The following is a 19,396-nucleotide window of genomic DNA, read 5'->3' as shown; positions in this document are numbered from 1 at the left end:
CGCCCACGCATCAGCAAAACCAAAAATCTTGATGGCGCGCATTACGATGCATAATGCGTCGATGCCTCGAAACTTCGATCTCGATCTCATCCGCACCTTCGTCACCGTGGCCGACAGCGGCAGCATGACCGTTGCCGCGAATCGGCTGCACATGACGCAAGGCGCCATCAGCCAGCAAGTCAAACGGCTTGAAGACTTGCTCGACTGCCTCTTGTTCGTGCGCAAGACGCGCAAGCTCGAACTCTCACGCAAGGGTGAACAGTTCCTCGTGAAGGCGCGCCAGTTGATGCGGCTCAACGACGATATTTGGTCCGACATGACCGGGCAGTCGTTAAGCGGCAGCCTTCGCGTTGGCGTGCCCTACGACCTCGTCACCGCGCTCGCGCCCGCGATGAAATCGTTCGCCGATGCTCATCCGCACGTGGAAATTTCGCTGGTATGCGGCGCATCACGCGAACTGCGCAACGCGTTGAACAGCGGTCTGGTGGATGTGTCGCTCGTCGAATACGTTGCGAGCGAGGCCGAAGGCGAAGTGATCCGCATCGAGCCGCTCGTGTGGGTGACGGGCCGCGGCAGTGAAGCGTGGCGCAAGCGCCCATTGCCGCTGTCGATGGTCGACGAACGCTGCGCCTTCCGTCCGATGGTGCTGCGCGCGCTCGCGGACGAAGGCATCGCCTGGCGCACGGTGTTCGAGAGCGGCAACATCGAGGCGACCGCAGCCACCGTGCGGGCGGGCCTTGCGATCACCGCATGGCTCGCCTTTACCGTACCCAGCGACCTCGAAAGGCTTGCGCTTCATGAGTCCGGCTTGCCTGCCCTTCCGCCATTCGCCATCTGTCTGCAATTGCCGCAATCGATCCAGCCTGCCGCGCTGGAGTTTGCAACGTGCGTGCGCGAGTCGATGCGCGAGGATGTCGCCTTCCCGTTCGAGACATGCTGACTTCCTTTTTTCATAGCGGCGATGCCATCCGCAGCCGACGCGTGAGCGACATCGTTTTGTCGACCACACTCGACTTGCCCGAGCCGCCTGCAAGTCTCATCGCCGATTGGCAGAGAGAAGCGACGTCGCGGCTCGTTCTCGAACCCGGCGATGTCGAGGTCATGCCATTGGCGCGAACTCGCGCGCGCTGGACGGACTACAAGCACTGCGTGCGAGCTATCGTCGACTGGACGAACGCGCTCGGACTACCCGGCGTGCTCGCCGCCAGCGACATAGCGCTCATGGCCTGTCGTGGCGCGAGATACCATCATGACGGAGCGCAATATGGCGGCGCGGCTTTTTGCAATCTTTTTCTGAGCGAAGACAAGGGTCTGGACGTGCATTTCCCCGCCGCGAGTCATCGCATTCCGTTGACCCGTGGAACCGCCATGATCTTCGATACGGGCCAGCCTCATGGCGTCATTCAACGCGATAGCGAAAGCTTCAACGTGTCCGACTTCGCGCCCGACGAGGACTACGTTCAAGTGTTCCTGAGCTGGGAACTTCCGATCGAAAACGCCTGCGTGGCACAAGCACTGCAAGTGGAGTTCGATGTGGATGGCGCGAGCTCGTCGCAACTGGATGACGAGCAAGTGTGGTTCGACGGCGCGCCAGCCGATGTGTGCCCGGAGACGGGTCGATGGCATCGGCTTGGCTGATCGGCAGGCGATTCATTTGCCGACACGCGCCTGCAAATGTGCGGGATAGCGTTCACCCTGTACGATGATATTCGCGAGCCGCGTATCGATATCGCGCAGATTGTCCGCCGTCAACTCAATGGAAGCGCCACCGATGTTTTCCTTCAGTCGATGCAGCTTCGTCGTGCCGGGAATCGGCACGATCCACGGCTTTTGCGCGAGCAGCCACGCGAGCGCGACTTGCGCGGGCGTCGCGTTCAGACTCGTGGCGATCTGCTTGACCACGTCGACCAGCGCCTGATTTGCCTTGCGATTTTCTTCCGAGAAACGCGGGACGACATTGCGAAAATCGGTTTGATCGAAACCAGTGCTCGCGTCGATTGCGCCCGTCAAAAAACCCTTGCCGAGCGGACTGAACGGCACGAAGCCAATTCCGAGTTCTTCGAGCAGCGGCAGGATTTCTTTCTCGGGCTCACGCCACCATAGCGAATATTCGCTTTGCAAAGCCGCAACCGGTTGCACGGCGTGCGCACGGCGAATGGACTCGACGCCCGCTTCCGACATGCCGAAATGTCTGACCTTGCCTTCCTGAATCAGCTCCTTCACGGCGCCCGCGACGTCTTCCATTGGCACCTCGGGGTCGACGCGATGCTGATAAAGCAAGTCGATGCGATCCGTGCGCAACCGCTTGAGCGCCGCGTCCGTCACCGCGCGAATGTTGTCCGGCTTGCTGTTGACGCCCTTCTGCACGTCGCCGCCCTCGAAACCGAACTTCGTTGCGATCACGACTTGATCGCGGAACGGCGCAAGTGCCTCGCCTAGCAGTGTTTCGTTCGCGCCTAGCGCATAGGCTTCGGCTGTATCGAAGAAAGTCACGCCTTGCTCGAAGGCAGAGCGGATGAGTTCGATCGCATCGGCCTTCTCCGTTGCAGGGCCGTAGGCAAAGCTCAGTCCCATGCAGCCAAGGCCGATTGCCGATACTTCGAGACCACTCTTCCCGAGGATACGTCGGTTCATCATGCGACTCCTTCGTCGTTTGCCGGCACGCCGCCGCGATACTGCTCGTCCGTGACCTTTTCCATCCAGTCGACGGGACTGCCGTCGAGCTTCTCGGCAATGGCGATATGCGTCATTGCCGTGGTGGCGGTCGCGCCGTGCCAGTGCTTCTCTCCGGGCGCAATCCAGACGATGTCGCCCGCTCTGATGTCCTCGATGGGTCCGCCATCGCGCTGCACCCATCCGCGGCCCGCGATCACGATCAGCGTCTGACCCAGCGGATGCGTGTGCCACGCGGTGCGCGCGCCTGGTTCGAACGTCACCGTTGCGCCGCCGATGCGCGCGGGTTCGTCGCCCGCAAACGGCGCGTCGATCCTCACCGTTCCGGTGAAATATTCAGTTGGGCCCGTCGCCGAGGGCTGCGAGCCGCATTCGATGATCCGCATGTGCGTTCCTTGCAATAGTTATCTCGACGTTCAATGTAGCAACGCGACTTCCTGCGATAAAGAGCTAAAATCGGCATGAAGTTAGAAGCCAGGCTTATAAATCATCATGGCACGTTCCGATCTGTCCGATATCACCGCGTTCCTCGCTGTCGCCCGCGAGGGCAGCTTTACGAAGGCGGCCGCGAAGCTTGGCGTTTCGCAGTCTGCGCTGAGTCAGACGGTGCGCAATCTCGAAGCACGGCTGGGCCTTCGCCTCCTGACCAGAACGACACGCAATATATCGCCGACTCAAGCTGGCGAACGGCTGATCCAGTCGGTCGGTCCCAGGCTCGATGAGATCGAGGCCGAACTAAGCGCGCTCACCGCCTTGCGGGATACGCCGGCGGGCACCGTGCGCATCGCTGCTGGAGAACACGCGGCGGAAATGCTGCTATGGCCGGTGATAGAACGGCTTTTGCCCGACTATCCGGACATCAGGATCGAACTCGTCATCGACAACGGACTCACGGATATCGTCGAACAGAGGCTCGATGCGGGCGTGCGGCTCGGCGAGCAAGTGGCCAAGGACATGGTTGCGGTGCGCATCGGTCCCGACGTGCGCATGGCCGTGGTCGGCACGCGCGACTATTTCGCCGCGCATCCGAAGCCGAAGACACCGCGAGACCTGACGGCGCATAACTGCATCAACATCCGGCTGCCGACGGCCGGCGGCATTTATGCGTGGGAGTTCAAGAAAGGCGGACGCGAGTTGAACGTGCGCGTGGAGGGACAACTCGTCTTCAATAGCGCGACGATGGCCGTGAAAGCCGCGCTTGCGGGAGTGGGTCTCGCCTTCGTGCCCGAACAGCGGGTCTTATCGCAGATCGAAAGCGGTGCGCTCTTGCGGGTGCTGCCTGACTGGTGCCCGTCGTTTTCAGGCTTTCATCTTTACTATCCCAGCCGACGTCAGCCGACTCCTGCGTTCGTCGTCGTTGCCGATGCGCTGCGTCGCGGCGTATAGGTTCGCAGCGACCCGTGTGCCCGAACTCGGTCAGTCGAGGTTGAGCGGCTGCTCGTGAGGAGCGTGACTAGCCACGCGCTGCTCATTGTTTGTCTCCGAATGCCTGAGCTCAATTTCCGACTAAGAGCCGCGCGCCGAGGCTCAACAAGAGCGCGGGCAGCATGACGATCGCACCGACCTTCAGGAACTGCATGAAGCTCACTTCCTCGCCTTCGCGCCGGATGGAAGAGAGCCAGAGAATGGTCGCCAGCGAACCGGTGATCGAGAGATTGGGACCGAGGTCCACGCCGATCAGCAACGCATCGATCACGCGTTCGGGGCTATGTGCTTGCAGCACGGTCGCGCTTGCAATGAGACCCGCTGGCAAGTTGTTGATGGCGTTGCTGCCGAGCGCGATGACCACGCCCGACACCGCCGGCGTCACGGTCTGATTCTGCTGCGACGCGAGCGCCAGCAAATGCGAAAGCGCCGCGACGACGCCCGTATGCGCCAGCATCTCCACGAGCACGAAGAGGCCAGCCACGAGCGGCAGCACGCTCCACGATATCTCGCTCATCAGCTCGACCGGAGATTGACGTTCTTTCACGAGCACCACCAAAGCGGTGCCGACGCCGAGGATCGCGGTGGGCAGGCCGAGTTGCATGTCGAACGCGGAGACGGTGAGCAGAGCCACCGCCGTGACGCCGATGCCCGCGAGCGTCACTTTGCCGTTCGCGCTGAGCGGTTCGACGTTCAGATCGCGAGCGCACGAGCCAGCGAGTTCGTCGCGCTGCGTCCAGCGCAGCATGAAATACGTCGCAACGATCGACAACACCGAAGGCAAGGCAAATCGCGTAATCCACGAGCCCAGCGCGGGCGTGTGATTCGCGTAAAGCACGAGATTCGCCGGGTTTGAAATCGGCAACACGAAGCTCGCCGCGTTGGCGATGAACGCACACACGTACAAGAGCGGCAACGGCTTCGTATGCGCCTTCCTCGCCGCCGCGAAAACAGCGGGCGTGAGCACGACGGCGGCGGCATCGTTCGAAAGGAACGTCGTCACCACGACACCAACGAGATACACGAGCAGAAAGAGCTTTCGGGGCGAGCCCTTGGCATGGTTCACGGCAAGCACCGCGATCCAGTCGAACAGGCCTTCGCGCCTGCCGAGTTCCGAGAGCAGCATCATGCCGATGAGAAACAGGTAGACGTCGCTTCCCTTGCCTATCGCCTGCCACGCGAGATTCAGCGGAAGCAACCCGAGCGCGACGAGCAACACGGCGCCCGTGACCGCCCAGATCGCCTCGGGCCATTTGAAGGGACGCAGGATGACGCCGGCAGTCGCGGCAAGCCCGATGCCCCAGGAGAGAAAAATCGGATTCATGTAGCGAGAGAGGGTTCGTTGGCAGAATCGCGATGGATGCCGCATGCCTTCTTGAGCGCGCTGCCAAAGAATAGCCACAACAAGAGCGAGCCGATGGACACGGCTCCGAGTACGAGAAACGCAACCTTATAACCGAAGTGCTGGGCGAGCATGCCGCCGAGCGCCGGACTGAGCGCCGCGCCGATTCCCTGCACGGTCATCACCACGCCCTGCCCGACATTCACGCGCCCCGTGCCTTGTAGCAAGCGCACGACGAGCGCGGGAACGGCCACGCTTTGCAGCCCCGCGCCGATGCCGTCCAGCGCCTGCACGGGCCACACGCCCCAGGCGTTGATGAACATCGCCGCGACCAGACCGCGCAGCGGCAGTGCAAGAAAGGTGATGAGAATCACGCCCCAGTAACCGATACGTTGAATGATCCGGCTTGCGAAAAACGCGGCGGCCACCATCACGAGTTGCGCGATGACGATGGTTTGCGCGGTAAAGGCGCTTGGATCGCCCTTGTGTGCCGCGACGACGCCAAGGCCATAGAGCGGCAACATCGCCGCATTGCCGAGGTGGAACATCGCGAGTGAAGCGGCAAGCAGCAGCAACGGCTTGCACGTGAGCAGCATGCGAAAGCCGCCCGCGTGCTCGCGCTCCTTCGAGGACGAAGCGCCGAGCCCGCGCGCACTATCGTGATCGATCGAATCTCGCCGGATCAGGAGCGTGGAGATCACGGTCATCGCGCCGAACAAGCCCGCGAGCACGAACACCGAGCCGAAGCCGAAACGCCAGCCGAGCCACCCAGAAAGCGCCGCAGCCACGACATTGCCTGCGTGATTGGCCACCTGGTTGCGCCCGAACTGGCGGTCGAAACCGCGTTCGCGCACCATGCCGAGCGTGACGCCAGCCACCGCCGGACCCAGCGCCGCGCCCGTCACCGCCGTGAGAATCTGCGAGGCGGCGACCATCCAGTAATCGTGCGATACCCATAGCACGAGCGAGGCGAGCGTCGTCATCACGCCTGCCACGACGATCAGGCCGCGCTTGTAACGCGTGGCATCGACGAGTGCGCCCGCTGGCGAGGTCGCGAGCATCCCCGCAATGCCGCCGAGCGTCATCACGGTTCCGATAGCATCCGTATGCCAGCCCTGAGCCTGCAAAAAGACCCCGAGAAATGGTCCGATGCCGGCTTGCACATCGGCCATGAAGAAGTTCAGGCCTTCCAGCGCGTAGAGAGGATTCATTGGGCGATCACCCCTTCAGGTGGTTCAGGCTTTGGTAACCATCGTCGGATGAAGCGTGCAGATCCCCGAAATGCACCCAACTCAGCATGTCGCTCTCCTCGTCGTGCTTGCTTTACGCGTCGATCAGTTCGGCGATCTCGTCCACTTCGATCGTGCAGCCATGACGATTCTTGACGCCATGCCCCCACGCCTGGACATGCGCGCCCGGAGTCAGATACGCGACCAGTTCGGCGGCGGCATGCGGCGGCATGCGCAGCGACGTGCCATCGTCGAGCAATGCGCCGCGCAACTCGCCTTTTGGACCGAAGAGCGAGAGCACCACTTCACCGCTCGCGTCGATTGGCTCGCGCTCGACGTGCGGCTTCTCATGCGGCTTGCCATCGTGATGCGGGCCTTCGTCGAGAATGACCTTGCCCGTCTTCGTCACGAGCGCGACCGCCGCGATCATGTCCGCGCCGCGCGGCTTCACGCCACGCACGCCGACTTCATCGCCCACGGCGATTTGCCGCGCGATCTGGCGCGACAGATGAGGCGGAAAATGAACCTGCCGCGCATGACGGGCGCCGAGCACGAAGCCATCCAGTTCGCCGTGCGGATTCAGAAGGAAGCGCGTCACGGTGCCACGCGTTTCGGGAAGGCTGTCAGGGTCGATCCAATGCATGTCTTGGTTCCTCGTTCAGATGTCGATGAAAGTTCGCTTGTAACCGGCAGGTTCAAGGGTTGGCCGGAGCGCGGTCATAAAGCCGCGTGAGTTTTCCCGGTGCGCCGAATGCCGTCGCCTGAAGCGCGGTGCCGTACTGATTGCGCGTGCCGTAGCCTTGCGCGGATACCTTCGCGCCCGTGTGGACGAGACTCGGAAACTGCTGCGCGACCGGAGGCGTGAGCTTGATGACGGTGCCATCCGCGAGAATCACGCCGTCCGGTTCGCCGCGCGGAGCGGTCGTGACATGGGCCACTTGCCCCTGTGCGCTCAGATGCGCGAGCCCCGCGCCACGCAATTCACGCGGCATGGGTTGCGCGCCCGGAACCGGCGGCGTATCGACGAGTTGCTGGCCGCTTCTCGAATCCGCGATGCGTTGTGCCTTGAGATTGCCGCCCGCATCGCGCAAGCCGCTGATTTGCACGCTGTCGCCGGCACGCATCGCGGAGACGAGCTGCGCGCTCATATGCGGCGGAAAGCGCACGAGCGCGCCGTCGTCGGTCAGAAAGCCGTCGACATCGCCATCCGGATTGGTGAGGAAGCGGGCCACCGTGGCCCGTGTTTCCACTGCCGTGCCGGCGTCGGCTGATTCGAGCGGAGCCTGACCAGGCGGCGGCGCGGGCATGGCAGTCGGTGCGGGCGCGGCGGCAACCGGCGGCGGTACGACGGGCGCCGCTGCCGGTGGCGCAACGGGTGTTGCCGCGGCTTGCGTCTGAGCGACGCAGCCCGTGCTGGTCACGAGCAAAGCGGCACAAGCCGCCGCGCCGAAAACGCGAACAGCGTTGAGTTGAATGGGATACTTCGAGGTCGATTGCATGACTCACTCCTCCACTAGGTGCGCAGTCTTTTGCAAGCCCTATGCCATGAGCCTCGACCCCTTGCAGCCTATGGGCGACGCCATGTCACGCGACCACGGTGTCAAGGAATCGGACACACGCAGTCCGGTTGCTTGACACTTGCCGTCTGCTCAGTCGCCGGAATTGGAGGAGTCGACGTTCGCCAGACGCGTATAGAGCGACTGGCGGCTGATGCCGAGCCTGCGCGCGGCTTCTGCGCGATTGCCATCGGCGAGTGCGAGTGCACGGACGATCAGCGCCCGTTCGAGTTGCGCGAGCGCGTCGTTGAGCGGCAGTTCGGCGAGACTGGCGGGAATGGCGTCGTTGACGCTGGCGGCGGTATCGAAGAGAAAGGCGAAGTCATCGCGCGTGAGCAGCGCGCCGGGCGCAAGCGCGCTCGCCCTTTCCATGGCGTTGGCGAGTTCACGGACGTTGCCGCGCCAGCCGAAGGTGACGAGCAGACGTTGTGCATCGGATGACAGATGCTTGCGCGTTTCCGGCGATGCCGCGAGCGTCGAGAGGAAGTGCTCCGCGAGCGGCAAGATGTCCGCGACGCGTTCACGCAAAGGCGGCATATGCAGCGGAATCACGTCGAGCCGGTACAGCAAATCCTGACGGAACGTTCCTGCCGCGACCATGGCCGGAAGGTCACGATGCGTCGCGGCCACGATGCGCACATCGACGGCTATGGTTTGATTCGCGCCGAGCGGCGTGACCTGGCGCTCCTGAAGCACGCGCAAGAGCTTCGCCTGCATGGCAAGCGGCATGTCGCCCACTTCATCGAGGAACAGCGTGCCGCCGTGCGCCTCTTCGAAGCGCCCGCGCCGTTGTGCATGCGCGCCAGTGAACGCGCCCTTGCCATGCCCGAAGAGCTCGCTCTCGAGCAAATCCGCTGGAATCGCCGCACAGTTCACGGCGACGAACGGTCCCCCGGCGCGCGCCGACGCGCGATGCAGCACGTGCGCCGCCACCTCCTTGCCCGTGCCCGTTTCTCCGGTGATGAGCACGGTCGAACTCGTGCCCGCCGCGCGGCCAAGACGCTTTTGCACGTCGCGCATGGTTTCGCTGATGCCGAGCAATTGCGGCTCGCGCGACCGCGCTTCGTCGGCGAATGCCGGCGACGCGGCGGCGGGCGCATCGGCGTGCGCATCGGCGTGCGCGGCGAGCATGCGTTCGAGCAACGCGGCGATCTCGTCGCGGCCGACGGGCTTGGTTAAATGCTCGAACGCGCCGAGCCGCATTGCGCCGATGGTGTTGTCGCTCGTCGCGTGCGCGGTGAGCATTGCCACAGGCACGCGTCGAAGGTCTGCGTTCTCGCGCAGCGATTCCAGAACCGAGAGACCGTCCGCACCGGGCAGCCGGAAGTCGAGAAAGATGCAGTCGGGGGTGTCGTGCTCGCGCAGCCGCTCGAACGCCGCCTCGCCGGAGCGCGCTTCGAGCGGCGTGTGACCCAAGTCCTGAACGGTTTCGGCGAGGCCTTCGCGGAAGGCGTCGTCGTCGTCGATGATCAGTATGGTCGCCATGGCAAATCGATCACAAAGCGCGTCACGTTGGAATCTTCCGCAAGATAGGCGCGCCCGCCGTGCGCCGATGCAATCTCACGAACCACGGCAAGACCGAGACCCGAGCCGTCGGGGCGCCCCGTCACGAACGGATCGAAAATGCGCTCTCGTTCGGCCACGTTCACGCCGGAACCATCGTCGATGACTTCGATTCGCAGACGTTTGCCCTGCGCACATTGTGCGCCATGCACGCGCACCGTTACGTGTCCGCCCGGCGGCGCATGCCGCAACGCGTTGACCACCAGGTTGTCGAGCGCGCGCGCCAGTTGCGCGGGATCGAAGACGGGCTGGGTCGCGCCTGTCTCGACCTCCGCGTGCAGGGAGACGTCCCGGCATTGCGCGCGCGACTCGTGCGACTGCACGATCTCCGCGAGCCATACGTGCGGGTCGACCGCGCGCGCGTCGATGGTCACGGGCTGCGTCAGGGCAAGCAGGCTCGTCACCTGTGATTCGATACGGCCCACCTGCTCGATGATCGTCTTCAACGCGGCTTCGCGGCGCGTGGCGTCGCCAGCAAGCGCGTTTTCCGCTTTCAGACGCATGGCGCCTGCGGGGTTGCGTATTTCGTGCGCGATCTGCGCGGCCATCTTGCCCAGCGTGCTGAACCGCTCCGCCTGCGCGAGTTGTGTGCTCAGTGCGTTCGCTTCGCGCTGCAGGCGCTCGGCGCGTTCGACGTATCGATTGAGCGCCGCGACGATCTGATCCAGGTCCTGCTCGCCGAGTCGTTCCAGCCGCTTGCCTTGCTCGAACGCGCCCGCTGGCGCAAGCGCCTGTTCGAGCCGCGTGAGGTTGCGTTTCCAGCGTCTGAGGGCCAGCGCAAGAAAGAGCGCAAGCACGACGATGATGGTAAGCACGCCCGCGAGAATGCTCGCAGCGCGCTCTCCATACGGCCCGAGCGGTGGATGCGCGCGCGTCAGCATCCACGCAAAGAGGCCTGTATGGCGCGGCACGGGACACGCGACGGCGACCACGGCATCGCCGCCGCTCGACACGACATCCTCTTGCATCTGGCTCGCGCTCGCCGCATTTTCTAGCGTTCGCAGAATGAGCGGCGTTTCGGCCTCGGGGACATCGCGCTTCACGCCGCTGCCTTCGTACGTGGGAAAGGCGTACGCGAGAAAGCCGTTCGGTGCGCCCTTTGCAGGAGCCGCGGTCCAGAAGCCGCCTTCGATGCCATCGGTGCGGATCAGCACGAGGTCGAGGACCGCGTGCATGAGATCGAGGTTGGTTTCGCCGGGACGTTGCATCGACAAGTCATAGCGCGATGCGACCGCCGTGCAGGCTGCGGTTGCCTGGCTTTTCGCGGCGGTGACGCGCTCGCCGAGCGCCGAGGAAAGCATGAGCCACACGGCGGCCGTGAGCAGCCCGCAGAGGACCGCCACGAGTATCCAGAGCGCAAAGAGCTGAGCGGAGAACGACGGTCGCGGCATCAAGATAGGGAGACTGAATGGGTTGGCGCTCTTGTAAGCAAGTATCTCGCCTAGCTTGGATCGGGAAGCGATTGTTCAAGCATTGGATGACGATGTCGAATGCTTTCGTTTTCGCGGCATATTTGTGTGGTGCATTGAATCGCTCCTCCCAACTTCGTGATACGGTAGCGCAGCACGTGTCTCGTCGAAGCATGACGCAACGTTGACGCAACGGGCTTACCGCATCTTTGTTCCATCGATCATGCAGTTCGATTTCCCATTCGGGCGACCATCCTTCAAAGGCTGGTCGCCCGTTTGTGCATTTGGGTTCGCAAAACCGTGAGCAGAGTTAGAAGTGTTTTTATTCTCATCTGAGATGAGAGTCGCTTGAATATTTTTCGCGCGCCTGCGATGAGAAAGGCAAGAAGTGCGCGCGATGGGAAACGACATGGCTTCCGCACAAGAACTCAGAAAATTTCGGGCAAACCTCGCCGATGAACTTCACAGCGCCGCGATCTACGAGACGCTGTCACGCGTGGAACAAGACCGCTCTAGGAGCGAAGTCTTCAGCGAACTCGCCGCATCCGAACGAATGCATGCACGCGTGTGGGCCGATAAACTCAGGGCAAACGGAAAAAAGGCGCCTTCCGGTTTCAATGCCAAGACTTATCTCATGCAAGCGCTCGTCCATTTGCTCGGACCGCGCTTCGTGCTTCCGTCGATTGCGGCTGCGGAGTTTGCCGACCGCAACAAGTACGCGGGCAATCCGGACACCGCACGCATGTCGGAAGACGAGCAACGACATGCGAGCGTCGTGCAGGCAATGGCGAACTCGGGCATGCCCGCGGCGTCGCAAGGCGCGGACATCGCGCAAGGCGAGTCGTGGCATCGCGGCGTTTCATCCGGCAACGACTTGCGCGCCGCCGTGCTCGGCGCCAACGACGGCCTCGTCTCGAACTTCTGCCTGATCATGGGCGTGGCGGGCGCTGGCACGGGCAACAAGGCCATCCTGCTGACCGCGCTTGCCGGATTGATTGCCGGCGCCTGTTCGATGGCACTGGGCGAATGGCTTTCGGTGACCAATGCACGCGAGCTTGCGCAGGCGCAGGTATCGAAGGAAGAGAACGAACTCGAGCACAGCCCGGAATCGGAAGAACACGAGTTGACGCTCATCTACAAGGCGAAAGGACTGAGCGCGGAAGAAGCGAGGCGCGTGGCCGCGCAGATCATGCAAGACAAGGACAAGGCGCTGGATGTGCTCGTGCGCGAGGAACTGGGTCTGGACCCGGCTGAACTCGGTGGCAACCCTTGGTCCGCGGCGGCCGTGTCGTTTTGTCTGTTCGCCGCCGGCGCTATTTTTCCCACGATGCCGTTTCTGTGGACGTCCGGCACGACCGCCATTGTTCAGTGCATCGGCTTCAGTGTGCTGGCGCTGGTGGCTATCGGCATGTTCACGTCGCTCTTCAATGGCCGCAGCGCAAGCTTCTCGGCGATGCGCCAGGTTGTCGTGGGACTGGCTACTGCCGCGTTCACGTTCGGCATCGGGCACGCACTGGGAGTGGCGGTGTCATGATGGAAGCAAGAGCTCGACATTACCGTCACGTCAAAGGTCGCGGCGAAACCACTTCGCGAAGACGCCAGATTCCGCGAGCGAGTGGGTAGCCTGACGCCGCGTTCCTTGCGCTCGCGCGACAGAGACTGCATTCAAGCCATCGTTCTTCAGCTTGGCCGCCTCTTCAAAAAAATAATGCGTTTCGCGAGCAACCAGATCGCGTTCATTGTCCATCGTGATGATGTGATAGCAGTCGTCGAGGAAAATCTTGCGTCGACGTGTCGAACCAATACCGCGATACACGACATCGGCGTTCGCGGTGGTGGAGATGTCGTCGTCTATTGCGTGAATCAGCAGGCAATCTGCTTTGATCTTTGCGATGTTTTTGGTTACGTATTTCGCCAGGGCTTTGGCTTCGAAGATATGGTGCATCGATAAAGTGGCGGCGCCGATTTCGGAATCCCCTCGACGCAGCATGCTCTTTGCCACTTTTGCCCTTAGCGCCTCGTTCTTCAAACCGAAGGGCGAGCGCTCACGCAAGCTGTAGAAGTTCCGGATCGGTGTTTTATAGGCGAGGCCTAGCATCCAGTGATACCAGGGAATGGTCCAGCCGTCGTAGTCGAGCGTGACGGAGAGTAACGACAGCGCAAGAATTTCAGGCTCCTCTATGGCGAGCGCAAGCGCCAATGTGGCGCCAATGCAAAGACCGCCTACCGACACGCTGCCATACGCGCCCGCGAGTTTTCGATAATGCGCCCTGACCTGCTCGCGCCACTCGACCGACGTGCCGCATTCGGTTCCAAGTCCATACCCGGGCAGGTATGGGACATGCACGGCAAAGCCTTGTTTGGCGAGCGCCCGGGCCACATAACCCATTTCCTGCGGCGTACTTCTCAAGCCATGAAGCAATAAGACAGCATGATTTCGGCTGCTTGCGGCGTGGACGATATCCTGCATCAATAGGTTTTGAGCGCTCATTCAACAGACTCGGGCGGAACTTTCAAAATCAGATACGCGCCGTGCGAGGTAGGAAAGCGCTCCAAGCGACATGTCAAATCGGAACCAACGACATCACGGCGAGGCAATCTGACAACCCAGCTTCTTGTGACCTCGTCGCTCGATTGTTCGAAGGCCGAGGCAAATGTAGACGCGTCGCTTTCGGAAAATGTCGCCATTAGGCGCGATGAAGCCGATTCTCCTTCCAACGGCGCAAGTTCTTTTTCGAACGATTCGTTGACGTACTCATAGGACGACCCAACCTTCCCTATGTATAGGATATCGGCGCTTTCGTCCGTGAACTGACGAAGCAATCGGTCTGAAATCAAATGCGACGCCTCCGCGCTTCTTCTACGCTTGTCGGACCGTAAAAGCATTTGATGTCGGGACCGCGCGACTTCAGCAAAAAGTCTGGCTTCGTGTTGAGTGCGTCTAAGCCACTCGATCATGCAGAGGAAAAGAAGCGTAGCCGTTGGGAAAGCAACGAAAAGAATCACGTCCTCTTTGTCGAAGTATTCAAAGTTGGCATACGGTGGTACGAAAAAATAGTCCGCGATAGGCACGCCAATGGCCACCACGAGTATGGCAGGACCAATACCGAGAAAGAACCCCACGAGGACCGCCGCGACCGTGAAGAAAAGTGCAGGCATGTGCGCTTCCAGCACGGGGTGCATCAACTCTCGCGCACCGAAGGCCGCGAGCGCGGCGACCAGTGCCACTCCATAGCGCCAGGCGCCTCTGGGCGCCCAGCTCCTTGCGTTGTTTAACACTCGTACTCCACGGAGTTTTGGATGGTGCGTCTCGGCGTCTGAATACGTCATTCATGCGCACCCGTTGCGCGCTTTTCCGTCCGACAAACCACACCACATGCCAGCCGCGACGCGCACCATCTTTCGCTTCGATGAGCCTTTACTGAGATCGCGATGATTAAGGCCATACTAAGCTTTGGATACTTAGGCGACCCTTAGCAAGCCGTTTCGCGTGATCGATTACATTACGCATACGCATGGCGACAAGGCACCAGACGTGTGGTTCTTTTGACGTGGACGTGAGGGTTTTGCTAGACGTGCCGATGAGTGTCGACGCGCGAGGCGTCGACACGGCTTTCGTCGTGAGGGCGTTACACCTGCGCGTAAATCGAACTGCCCAAGGTCAGCGTGGTGGCGTTGCTCGCCGATGCAAAGCGAATCTCGTAGAGATCGCGGCCGAAGTTGCCCGGCACCTTAACCGACATGCCGCCGCGGTCATCTGCAAGCGGCACGAAGAGTTGATAGCGAAGGTCGCTATTGCCGTACAGTACGTAGCCCGGCAATTCGGGCAGGCTGGTGAGATACGCGGGCTCGTTGCCGTCGACCACTATTGGCACCGCTGTCGGCGAGTCGTTCGTCACGCGCCATTGCGTGCCGAGGCGTTGCTGCCACGCGGCGTCGAGCGGTGCGAGCGCGGCAAGTTGCTGGCCGATGGGTAACGTAAGGAAGGCATAGCCCGCGCCAGGGACGACGCGTTTCATCAGATAACGATAGCTGAATGGGGTGCCGTCCTCGTCGGTTCCGGTGACGACCGCGAAACGGTACGAGGCCGTATCGCTATTGCTCCAGTACCATCCGTCGCTGCGGTACTGATAGGCGCCCGCGCCAAGCTGCCCCCACGTGCGCGTCACACCATTCCACTGGTTGAGTTGCACACTGCCGTCGCCGTTGGCGATCACCTGAAGCGGCGAGTCCGAGTTGCCGTAGATGCCGGCCGTGTCCGCAATAACCGGACCCGTAGCCGCTGAAGGTGCCGTGCCGCCGACCGTGGGCGGCAGCGCGGCGATGGTTCCGTCCTCTTTCAATGCCGAAAGCACGATGCTCTCCGCAAGCTTGCGCGCGTCGTAGCCCGTATTGCCGGTCACCATCAACGCCAGTTGCGCCTTCGGCACGATGAAGAATTCGCTCGTGAAGAAGGCCGTGCCGCCGTCCTTTTCCCATCCGAGAACGCCGGCAGCGGCTAGCCCCGGTTGCACGACTGAATCCCATGCGAGACCCCAACGCCATTCCGGCGATGGATTGATCAGGAGCCCCGCTGTCTGGTCCGTACCCATCTGCGCGATGCCCGCCGCGGACACGATCTGCTTGCCCTCGAACGCGCCGCCGCCGAGGAACATCCGCGCGAGATTCATCATGTCGCCGGGCGTCGAACTCAGCCCGCCCGTCGCGTAAGCGTTGACGAACTCCTGATATTGCGTGCCGTTCACATAGGGATACGAGAACGAGCCATCGGTCGGCACACTTGTCAGATAACTCGAATTGGTCATCTTCAGCGGCGCGAGAATGTTCGCCTCGACGAAGCTCGCGAAGCTTTGCCCGGTCATTGCCAGGACGAGTTGCTCCACCATCGTGAAGCCGTCGTTGCAATACACCGCAAGCTCGCCCGGCAAATGCTTCAGATGAGTGTTGGCGAGCTCGGCCTGCGTGTCGGCCGCATAGCCGGGAACCGGCGAGAACGTGAATAGATTGCGCGAATTGGTACCGGGAAAACCCGACGAATGCGACAGCAGATGGCGTGTCGTGATTCGCGTGTACTCGGGGGAAAGCATCGAGAACGTGGGCAGATAGCGGACGATGGGGGTATCGAGCGTAATCAGTCCACGGTCCTGGAGGATCGTTGCGGCAAGCCCTGCAAAGAGCTTGCTGACCGATCCGATATTGAAGCGCGTCGCTGTCGTGGCCTGGGTCTGGCTCGGCACCGACGATGCGCCGAACGCCTGCTGCCACACGACGTCGTTGCCCTTGAGCATGGCAACCGAGATGGCGGCCACGGGCTGCGCCGTATTGCCGATGGCTTGCTGGATAGCCTGTTGGCCCATCGCAATGGTCTGCGGGTAGGAGGCGGCGTGGTTGTCGTCGCCGCCGCAACCGGGCAGCAGTGTCGCTAGCATGCCTGCGCCGGTGAAACCGAGGAACTGCCGGCGTCCCGAGCTGGAAGGTTTGTCGTTATTGCGGTCAGATGGAAGCACGGCGGTTCTCCTTGTTGATCCAGAGCCTACGTAGTGCGGTTTCTGCCTTGCGCGGCGAATTATAGCCTTCCTAACGGCTTCTTAGCATCGAAAATTTTGCTCTTCGGTGCGGTGTATTCGTCTCCCGTCGACATCGCCTGGACAAGCGTCATTTGCCGCTTCGCCTTTCTCGCGAAGCGGCTTTGCATGAGTCGTCGCTTAGCGATTTTGCGAACGCAACGTAACGGCCCAGAAAACGAGCGCAGCCACACTTACGGCGAACCCGAGGACGCAGACACCCATCCAGCCCGCTTGCGCATACACGTAAGTGGACGCCGCCGCGCCGATACCGCTCCCCGCCGAATAGAAAAGCATGTAGCAGCCCACGAGACGCCCGTGCGACGCAGTCTGGCCGCTCAAAATCATGCTTTGATTGACCACGTGCACTGCCTGGCCGCCGAGGTCGAGCAACGCGATTCCCACCATCAACGCGATCATGCTCTGCGGCATGAGGCTTATGGGCATCCATGAAGTCACAAGACAGATCAGCGCGATGCCAGTGGTCCACTGCCCGAGACCTCGGTCGGCCAGATAACCTGCCCTCGCTGCGGCCAGCGCCCCGATTGCGCCGACCAGCCCGAACGCGCCGATCTGTGTATGCGACAGCGAGTGCGGCGGCGCGCTGAGCGGCAAGACCAGCGCGCTCCAGAAAATACTGAACGCCGCGAACATGAGAAGGCCGATCACGCCACGAACCCGCAACACGCGCTCGGATGCAAGCAGCATGAACATCGACCTTAGCAGTTGAGCGTAGGTCAGCTTGAGCGGGCTCATGCGCGCCGTCGGCACCGCGTTCCAAAGCACGAGCAGCATGACGGCCGCCAATAGACCCGATATGAGATACACCGAGCGCCATCCTGCAAGGTCGGTAATGACGCCGGCGAAGCAACGCGCCATGAGCAACCCGACTACCACGCCGCTTTGCGCGGCGCCAACTACGCGACCGCGTTCCGATTGATGCGCAAGTGTCGCCGCGTACGCGATCAATCCTTGCGTCATCGCGGTGCCGAGCATCCCGACGCCGACCATGCCGATGAGCAATATCGCCGGCGAATGCGCGAAGCCGACCATGGCCAGAGCAGCCGTGAGAAAGACGAGCTGTATGCACATCAAGACCTTGCGGTTAAGCAGATCGCCAAGCGGTACGACCAGCAGCAGAGCCAGCGCGCAGCCAACTTGCGTTGCCGTGATGACGCCGCCAACGGCTGCCTGCGTAATGCGGAAGTCTTCGGCAATGGCGTCGAGCAGGGGCTGCGCGTAGTAGACGTTCGCGACACTTACCGCGCAGCACACTGCGAGCAGCAAAACGAGGACGGACGGCAGTGAGCGCGGCGCATCTTCTGCGGGATTGTCGATTTGTTCTGTCGCGTCGCACGGTGTGCTTCCGGTATTCATGGATCGCCCTGCCCTTATATCTTTAACTAGTTTCACAATGCAACTAGAATACAGTCTAGACAAACTTGTTTTAAAATGCAACTGGTTGAGGTGGGTCGCTAAGACAGATATCGGTTCGGATTTGACTGGAGAAATGCAAATGGCGCAGCGCAAAAGTCTTGCGGATTCATCGTGTCCCGTCGCACGGGCACTCGATATCGTAGGCGAGCGATGGGCGCTGCTTATCGTGCGCGATGCGTTCGACGGCGTGCGTCGCTTCGGCGAGTTCCAGGAAAGTCTCGGGATCGCACGCAATATTCTCACCGACCGCTTGCGACTCCTCGTCGATGCGGCCGTGCTCGAAGTGGTTCCTGCGTCGGACGGCTCCGCCTATCAGGAATATGCGCTAACGCCGAAGGGCGAAGCGCTGTTCCCCGTGATTGTCACGTTGCGGCAATGGGGTGAAGCCAACCTTTTTGCACGCGGCGAAAAGCATTCGCAGCTAATCGATCGCGCGAGCGGTAAGCCGGTGGCTAAGCTGACGTTGCGTACGGCTAGCGGTATCGCACCCGCGGCGCGTGGAACATACGTTAAGAAAGTCACGGTGTGACGATCTTTTTCGGTGTGAAAGGCACTCAGAACAATTGATTTCAACGTTGAGTAAACCAGACTGCGCCGATGAATGGTCTGGGCCTACTCAAGGTCATCCGCCCTTGAGATCGTCAACTCGCCCGACTTAACGATCGCATGTTTCAGTCGCTGAACTTAATCGCACGGTCTCCGCTTGATTCGTTGCCTTCGGCGCGTCGACGGATTCGTCTGCGGTGCCGACACGAGTGCGTTGTGGCTTAGCGAGTTCGAACCATCATTCGATTGACGCCATTGCGTGCGGGCTCTCCTTGCCATGTACTCTCGGCACTCGATAAAAGACCTTCAAAGCGCAGCCGCGTCTGCCTTGGAGATCGTGGGTCGGAGACAAGTCCCAAGGTGTCTGTTTGTGACGTTCACTTTCTAGAGCGCTGTCTGCCGCTTTAATACACCCCCAATTTCGAATGCGTATGGACGCTTGCCCTTAAAAGCCGTCTTTATAATTTTTAGCGTTTAAATTCATTCACTTAGAAAATAGTAACCGCCTTGGTGGCTTGCTTGGCATGCCTCTCGCATATGTAGCTGCGAGCGTAACAAGTTATCGCTCGACCAACCCAACCACTTAGGAGATTCACCATGCTGACGATCAAAGACCTCGCCGCTTCCAAAGAACTCGGCCGTGCTGAAATGG

At 61.4% G+C, this 19,396-nt stretch carries 17 protein-coding genes; 5 read left to right on the top strand and 12 right to left on the bottom strand.

The features are described 5' to 3' along the window. Nucleotides 1–61: 61 nt before the first annotated feature. Both NCT03_RS27850 and NCT03_RS27845 read left to right on the top strand, forming a co-directional pair. On the top strand, nt 62–940 hold the full coding sequence (locus NCT03_RS27850) for a LysR substrate-binding domain-containing protein (RefSeq protein WP_250494701.1): 879 nt from the start codon (nt 62–64) through the stop codon (nt 938–940). Next, on the top strand, nt 934–1,638 hold the full coding sequence (locus NCT03_RS27845; RefSeq protein ID WP_250494700.1) for a hypothetical protein: 705 nt from the start codon (nt 934–936) through the stop codon (nt 1,636–1,638). The genes NCT03_RS27850 and NCT03_RS27845 overlap by 7 nt, the downstream gene beginning before the upstream one ends. Before the next feature lie 12 nt (nt 1,639–1,650). Here NCT03_RS27845 and NCT03_RS27840 read toward each other — a convergent pair whose 3' ends face one another. Both NCT03_RS27840 and NCT03_RS27835 read right to left on the bottom strand, forming a co-directional pair. Continuing rightward, the gene (locus tag NCT03_RS27840; protein WP_250494776.1) at nt 1,651–2,634 is read right to left on the bottom strand and encodes an aldo/keto reductase; all 984 of its coding nucleotides are present in this window, start codon (nt 2,632–2,634) and stop codon (nt 1,651–1,653) included. After that, entirely contained in the window at nt 2,634–3,059 is a 426-nt protein-coding gene (locus NCT03_RS27835) for a (R)-mandelonitrile lyase (RefSeq protein ID WP_250494699.1), read from the bottom strand. The genes NCT03_RS27840 and NCT03_RS27835 overlap by 1 nt, the downstream gene beginning before the upstream one ends. A gap of 106 nt (nt 3,060–3,165) precedes the next feature. Between NCT03_RS27835 and NCT03_RS27830 the strand changes: the two genes are divergently transcribed. Further along, entirely contained in the window at nt 3,166–4,059 is an 894-nt protein-coding gene (locus tag NCT03_RS27830; RefSeq protein WP_250494698.1) for a LysR family transcriptional regulator, read from the top strand. Nucleotides 4,060–4,168: 109 nt separating this feature from the next. On the opposite strand, the gene NCT03_RS27825 is transcribed toward NCT03_RS27830, so the two are convergent. From NCT03_RS27825 to NCT03_RS27800, 6 genes are all read right to left on the bottom strand, one after another. Next, nucleotides 4,169–5,422: an arsenic transporter gene (locus NCT03_RS27825; RefSeq protein WP_250494697.1), complete on the bottom strand. Its 1,254-nt coding sequence runs from the start codon at nt 5,420–5,422 to the stop codon at nt 4,169–4,171. Continuing rightward, on the bottom strand, nt 5,419–6,651 hold the full coding sequence (locus NCT03_RS27820; protein ID WP_250494696.1) for an MFS transporter: 1,233 nt from the start codon (nt 6,649–6,651) through the stop codon (nt 5,419–5,421). Before NCT03_RS27820 ends, NCT03_RS27825 begins: the two co-directional genes overlap by 4 nt. A gap of 112 nt (nt 6,652–6,763) precedes the next feature. Next, nucleotides 6,764–7,312: a hypothetical protein gene (locus NCT03_RS27815; RefSeq protein ID WP_250494695.1), complete on the bottom strand. Its 549-nt coding sequence runs from the start codon at nt 7,310–7,312 to the stop codon at nt 6,764–6,766. A gap of 52 nt (nt 7,313–7,364) precedes the next feature. Next, entirely contained in the window at nt 7,365–8,168 is an 804-nt protein-coding gene (locus tag NCT03_RS27810) for a hypothetical protein (protein ID WP_250494694.1), read from the bottom strand. Between the two features lie 150 nt (nt 8,169–8,318). Beyond that, on the bottom strand, nt 8,319–9,710 hold the full coding sequence (locus NCT03_RS27805; RefSeq protein WP_250494693.1) for a sigma-54-dependent transcriptional regulator: 1,392 nt from the start codon (nt 9,708–9,710) through the stop codon (nt 8,319–8,321). Next, nucleotides 9,695–11,179 (bottom strand): sensor histidine kinase, encoded by a 1,485-nt coding sequence (locus NCT03_RS27800; RefSeq protein ID WP_250494775.1) that lies wholly within the window; start codon nt 11,177–11,179, stop codon nt 9,695–9,697. The genes NCT03_RS27805 and NCT03_RS27800 overlap by 16 nt, the downstream gene beginning before the upstream one ends. A 427-nt stretch (nt 11,180–11,606) precedes the next feature. On the opposite strand from NCT03_RS27800, the gene NCT03_RS27795 reads away from it, so the two are divergent. Next, nucleotides 11,607–12,731 (top strand): VIT1/CCC1 transporter family protein, encoded by a 1,125-nt coding sequence (locus NCT03_RS27795; RefSeq protein WP_250494692.1) that lies wholly within the window; start codon nt 11,607–11,609, stop codon nt 12,729–12,731. Between the two features lie 30 nt (nt 12,732–12,761). On the opposite strand, the gene NCT03_RS27790 is transcribed toward NCT03_RS27795, so the two are convergent. From NCT03_RS27790 to NCT03_RS27775, 4 genes are all read right to left on the bottom strand, one after another. After that, on the bottom strand, nt 12,762–13,688 hold the full coding sequence (locus NCT03_RS27790; RefSeq protein ID WP_250494691.1) for an alpha/beta hydrolase: 927 nt from the start codon (nt 13,686–13,688) through the stop codon (nt 12,762–12,764). Continuing rightward, a complete protein-coding gene (locus tag NCT03_RS27785) occupies nt 13,685–14,425 on the bottom strand; it encodes a DUF4118 domain-containing protein (protein WP_250494690.1) in 741 nt (246 codons plus the stop codon). The genes NCT03_RS27790 and NCT03_RS27785 overlap by 4 nt, the downstream gene beginning before the upstream one ends. A gap of 401 nt (nt 14,426–14,826) precedes the next feature. Continuing rightward, a complete protein-coding gene (locus tag NCT03_RS27780) occupies nt 14,827–16,704 on the bottom strand; it encodes a serine hydrolase domain-containing protein (RefSeq protein ID WP_502800433.1) in 1,878 nt (625 codons plus the stop codon). Between the two features lie 198 nt (nt 16,705–16,902). Beyond that, on the bottom strand, nt 16,903–18,138 hold the full coding sequence (locus NCT03_RS27775) for an MFS transporter (protein ID WP_250494689.1): 1,236 nt from the start codon (nt 18,136–18,138) through the stop codon (nt 16,903–16,905). Between the two features lie 139 nt (nt 18,139–18,277). On the opposite strand from NCT03_RS27775, the gene NCT03_RS27770 reads away from it, so the two are divergent. Continuing rightward, nucleotides 18,278–18,727: a winged helix-turn-helix transcriptional regulator gene (locus tag NCT03_RS27770; protein WP_250494688.1), complete on the top strand. Its 450-nt coding sequence runs from the start codon at nt 18,278–18,280 to the stop codon at nt 18,725–18,727. Nucleotides 18,728–19,396 lie beyond the last annotated feature (669 nt).

It is taken from the genome of Caballeronia sp. GAWG1-1, assembly GCF_023631465.1.
In the GTDB taxonomy this organism is placed as follows: Bacteria; Pseudomonadota; Gammaproteobacteria; order Burkholderiales; family Burkholderiaceae; genus Caballeronia.
This window is presented reverse-complemented; position numbering and strand designations above follow the sequence as displayed.